At 68.0% G+C, this 3,561-nt stretch carries 3 protein-coding genes and 2 pseudogenes; 3 read left to right on the forward strand and 2 right to left on the reverse strand.

All coding sequences use genetic code 11. From position 1 onward, the window contains the following. Positions 1–118 (reverse strand): annotated as a pseudogene (locus A9W95_RS26710) (DUF4233 domain-containing protein); the annotation flags it as partial. Beyond that, a pseudogene (locus tag A9W95_RS25970) lies at positions 115–309 on the reverse strand (dihydrofolate synthase); the annotation flags it as partial. The pseudogenes A9W95_RS25970 and A9W95_RS26710, both read right to left, overlap by 4 nt. 12 nt (positions 310–321) lie before the next feature. Here A9W95_RS25970 and A9W95_RS05195 point away from each other — a divergent pair. The 3 genes from A9W95_RS05195 to A9W95_RS05205 form a co-directional block, all read left to right on the forward strand. Continuing rightward, entirely contained in the window at positions 322–645 is a 324-nt protein-coding gene (locus A9W95_RS05195) for a DUF4233 domain-containing protein (RefSeq protein WP_067409537.1), read from the forward strand. 52 nt (positions 646–697) lie between these two features. Next, positions 698–1,108 (forward strand): nucleoside-diphosphate kinase, encoded by a 411-nt coding sequence (gene ndk, locus A9W95_RS05200; RefSeq protein ID WP_067409539.1) that lies wholly within the window; start codon positions 698–700, stop codon positions 1,106–1,108. 341 nt (positions 1,109–1,449) lie between these two features. Then, on the forward strand, positions 1,450–3,561 hold a 2,112-nt coding region (locus A9W95_RS05205), incomplete at its 3' end, for an Rne/Rng family ribonuclease (protein ID WP_067409538.1).

Here is a 3,561-nt window from a genome sequence, read left to right on the forward strand (position 1 = left end):
TGGCCAGCAGCACCACGATCGCTTCCAGGATCAGCGTGGCGGCCATCACCGCACCGAAGCTTCTCCACGGGTCGGGCGGCCCGTGGTCGGCGAGGCCGGGCTGAGAGTCGTCGGTCATTGCGGGTCCCGACCGAACAGGCTGCGGGCGGCACCGGCGGTGACAACCGAGCCGGTGATGACTATCCCGGTACCCGACATCGCCTCCCCTTCGGCGGCCGTGGCGTCGTCGACCAGCGCGGTCGCAACGTCGATCGCATCCCGCAAATTCTCGGCGGTGACCACTCGGTCCGGCCCGACCCGTGGAGAAGCTTCGGTGCGGTGATGGCCGCCACGCTGATCCTGGAAGCGATCGTGGTGCTGCTGGCCATACCTGTGGTCGGCGCGGTGGGCGGCGGACTGAGCGGGCCGTCGCTGGGTTACCTGATCGGCCTGGCCGTCGTGCTGGTGCTGCTGGCCGGTGTCCAGCGCAAGCCGTGGGCGATTTGGCTCAACCTGGGGGCGCAGCTGTTGGTGCTGGCGGGCTTCGCGGTCTACCCCGGCGTCGGATTCATCGGCATCCTGTTCACCGCGTTGTGGGGCCTCATCGCCTATTTCCGCGCCGAGGTTCGGCGCCGGCAGGACCGCGGCCTGCCGCCCGGGGGCTGACGGCAAAACCGCGTTTTGGGCATCGACCGGTCGGCACTCTATGTTGGGCAGCGTGACCGAGCGGACTCTCGTATTGATCAAGCCCGACGGCGTGGAACGTCAACTGATTGGCGAGATAATCAGCCGTATCGAGCGCAAGGGCCTCACCATCGCGGCGCTGCAGCTCAGGACCGTCGACCAGGAGCTGGCCAGCCGTCATTACGCCGAGCACGAAGGCAAACCCTTCTTCGGCTCACTACTGGAGTTCATCACCTCCGCGCCGGTGGTGGCGGCCATCGTGACCGGGCCGCGGGCAATCACGGCGTTTCGCCAGCTGGCCGGTGGCACTGACCCGGTGGACAAGGCCGCTCCCGGCACGATTCGCGGCGATTTCGGCCTGGAGACGCAGTTCAACCTGGTGCACGGCTCGGATTCGCCGGAGTCAGCCGAGCGGGAAATCGCGCTCTGGTTCCCGGGCGGCTAACGGCCCAGCCAGCAATTTCCTAGGGCAATTCCTAGGGCACTTTCCCGACGCTGCCCTCAGGCGGGATCGACCTCGCCGAGTGATGTGGGATACTGGCTGCGGGTGAACGTCGTCGTACCGGCTTCGGACACTCGAATGAAGACTTGGACAAGCGCGACCATCGCCACTTCGCGGATGCGACGCGGCATGTCAAGCCGGCATTCAGTACGGCACCGAGTGGGTTCGTCTTGAGCCGCTCGGAGCGAGACCATCACAAGCTCGGGAGAAAGTGACCCGGGCACATAGCGAAGCCCTCGCGTGGCCGCGTCGCCCAGACGCGCCCGGGGGCTTGAGGAGAATACGTGGTAGACGGTGCCCCACCATCAGACTCAGCAAATGAACCGACACAGCGACAGGATCTGCCGGACCGACTGAGAGTCCACTCGCTGGCCCGAACGCTGGGTACCACCAGCAGACGGGTACTCGACGCGCTGACCGCACTGGACGGCCGGATCCGCAGCGCCCACTCCAGCGTCGACCATGTCGACGCGGTCCGGGTCCGCGATCTGCTGGCCGCTCAGCCCGACGACACCGCGGCCGCCGAAGGCGCCCCTCCCGCCGCAGCCCAAGCACCGGAGGAACCCGAATCCCGGCTGCTGCTCGAGACTGAGCGCCCGCACTACATGCCGTTGTTCGTCGCGCCGCAGCCCGTCACCGGGCCCATCGAGGACGACTCCACCGACGACGACGCTGACGACGACTCCGGCGACGACCAAGATGACCAGGACGGTGACGACGACGAACAGGCCGATCGGCCGGCCGGCAAGCGGCGGCGTCGGGGTCGTCGGGGGCGCGGCCGCGGTCGCGGCGAGCAGGGCGGAGCCGACGGCCAGTCCGAGGGGCAGGGCCTCGACAACGGCGACGGTGACAGGCGTGCCGACCAAGCCGCCGACACCGGCTCCGATTCGGGCGACAGCCAAGATTCCGAAGACTCCGACGATTCGGACGACTCCGACGATGGCGGCGACGACGAGAACGGCTCGGCCGATGCCGGCAGCCGGCGTCGGCGTCGCCGGCGGCGCCGCAAGTCCGGCTCCGGTGACGACAACGACGAGGGCCCCGCGCCCGACGACCCGCCCAACACCGTCGTGCATGAGCGCGCCCCCCGCAATGGCAAGTCCGGCGGTGGCGACGACTCTTCGGGCGGAGAGATCAAGGGCATCGACGGCTCGACGCGCCTGGAAGCCAAGCGGCAGCGCCGCCGCGACGGCCGGGACGCCGGCCGCCGCCGCCCGCCGGTCTTGACCGAAGCCGAGTTCCTGGCGCGCCGCGAGGCGGTCGAACGAGTGATGGTGGTGCGCGACCGGGTCCGCACCGAGCCGCCGCATCCAGGGGCGCGGTACACCCAGATCGCGGTCCTCGAGGACGGCATCGTCGTCGAACACTTCGTCACCTCGGCGGCCTCGGCATCCCTGGTCGGCAACATCTACCTGGGCATCGTGCAGAACGTGCTGCCGTCGATGGAAGCGGCGTTCGTCGACATCGGCCGCGGCCGCAACGGTGTCCTCTATGCCGGTGAAGTCAACTGGGAGGCCGCCGGACTCGGCGGCACCGACCGCAAGATCGAACAGGCCCTCAAGCCCGGTGACTACGTCGTCGTGCAGGTCAGCAAGGACCCGGTCGGGCACAAAGGTGCCCGGCTGACCACTCAGGTATCGCTGGCCGGGCGCTACCTGGTCTACGTGCCAGGCGCCTCGTCGACCGGAATCAGCCGCAAGCTGCCCGACACCGAGCGTCAGCGGCTCAAAGAAATCCTGCGTGAGGTGGTGCCGTCGGACGCCGGCGTCATCATCCGCACCGCGTCGGAAGGCGTCAAAGAAGACGACATCCGCGGCGACGTCGTGCGGCTACAGGAACGCTGGAAGCAGATCGAGGCCCAAGCGGTCGAGACCAAGCAGAAGGCGGCGGGCGCCGCGGTGGCGCTGTACGAAGAGCCCGACGTACTGGTCAAGGTCATCCGTGACTTGTTCAACGAGGACTTCGCCGGTCTGGTGGTGTCCGGTGACGAGGCCTGGACTACCATCACCGACTACGTGAATTCTGTTGCGCCCGATCTTGTTTCGAAGCTGACGAAGTACGAGCCCGCGACCGGGCCGGACGGGCAGACCGGACCGGACGTCTTCGCGGTGCACCGCATCGACGAACAACTGGCCAAGGCGATGGAGCGCAAGGTGTGGCTGCCCTCGGGCGGCACCCTGGTCATCGACCGCACTGAGGCGATGACGGTGGTCGACGTCAACACCGGCAAATTCACCGGGTCCGGGGGCAACCTGGAGCAGACGGTCACCAAGAACAACCTCGAGGCGGCCGAGGAGATCGTGCGCCAGCTGCGGCTGCGCGACATCGGCGGCATCGTGGTCATCGACTTCATCGACATGGTGCTCGAATCCAACCGGGATCTGGTGCTGCGGTGG

The organism is Mycobacterium sp. 1423905.2, assembly GCF_001673155.1.
Lineage (GTDB): Bacteria > Actinomycetota > Actinomycetes > Mycobacteriales > Mycobacteriaceae > Mycobacterium.

Bases quoted from the DNA above. Each gene is read 5' to 3' on its own strand.
- A9W95_RS05195 (WP_067409537.1), top strand. From the start codon at position 322: ATGGCCGCCACGCTGATCCTGGAAGCGATCGTGGTGCTGCTGGCCATA.